The organism is Nocardia sp. NPDC058497 (assembly GCF_042720195.1).
GTDB lineage: Bacteria > Actinomycetota > Actinomycetes > Mycobacteriales > Mycobacteriaceae > Nocardia.
This window is the reverse complement of sequence record NZ_JBHXMY010001026.1, coordinates 1-1,142: the sequence shown is the minus strand read 5'-3', so window position 1 is coordinate 1,142 and position 1,142 is coordinate 1. Positions and strand designations below refer to the sequence as shown.

Annotated in this window: 1 tRNA gene and 1 pseudogene; both read left to right on the top strand. The window is 64.0% G+C overall.

Annotated features, from left to right (window positions below):
- Window positions 1–329: 329 nt before the first annotated feature.
- A tRNA-Leu gene (locus ACFWPJ_RS33435) sits at window positions 330–416 on the top strand.
- 586 nt (window positions 417–1,002) lie between these two features.
- Window positions 1,003–1,142: pseudogene (locus tag ACFWPJ_RS33430) on the top strand (TetR/AcrR family transcriptional regulator); the annotation flags it as partial.

The window sequence follows — 1,142 nt, the reverse complement described above, 5'->3', positions numbered from 1 at the left end:
GTTGAATCCTGTACACGAATGCGGTGCGAAATCCGTTGTGCGTGACCGTGATACCCGCGAGATATGAACTGGAAACCTGGGAGCGATATGTGTCGATCATCACTCTTTTTCCGCGTAACAATTCTATTCGGTAATGACCGGAGGCGGCGAGGGTTCGTCGCCGTGTACCCGGCCGCGAGAGGGGAGCATCCCGCCGTGTGCTGGCACCGCGGGTGAGTGCGGCCAGGCCGGTCGAGGTGCTGCCGACCTGGTGCGATGACCTGGCCGTCCGCCGGTTCGACCGGCGGTTCGCTTCCCGGCGCGTCGAGGCGCTATAGTGACCGCGGTGCGCCGGGTTGGCGGAACTGGCAGACGCGACGGTCTCAAAAACCGTTGTCCGAAAGGACGTGTGGGTTCGAGTCCCACACTCGGCACCACGGCGGGGTTGGGGGCGACGGCGCCGGCGCCGGGGGGGGGATGGTTGGGCGGGGGTGGGGGGGGGGGGGGGCCCGGCCGCCCCCCCGGGCCTGGTCAACCGGGCTGTGCGCCTACGGAATTCATAGCCGACGAAACCATTTCGGTTGCGCCTCGTTAGCTGAGTTGGATAACCGAACCGGATGTTCGGATGGGTGCCCCATTCGCCGCGTGTCGGCTCGCGAATGCGGGTACGGTGATCGCCTGGTGAATTTCGAAACAATCACCGGTGCTGCGTTGTTCAGCGCACCGGTGCCGGTCGTGGTGTCGAGGAATTCATCGAGGGTTCGAAGTGCCGGGGTAATCGCGAAGGGCGCGCGAATCTTCGGCAAAGGGGCAATCGTTACCGCAGGAGGAGGCGGTTCTCACAGGTAGTTGAGCCCGAGTGTGCACCCCCTGCGGCGCACCCGGGCGGGCGAACTATACCAGCCGGCGGGGTACCGGCTTTTCTGCGAGATTTCATACCAAAAGTTTTTATTAAAACCACTATTCGCGTCAACGGTCGGTTATTGATCGGGGGCGGTGAGAAGGTTCGGAGGCGTTTCGAGCATGGCACGGCAGCAAGAGCGGGCCCGCCGGACACGCGCGGCGATAATCAAGTCCGCGGCCGTCGAGTTCGGGAAGAGCGGGTATGCCGCGGCATCGCTCAACCGCATTCTGGAAGGTTCGCGCGCGACCAAGGGCGCGAT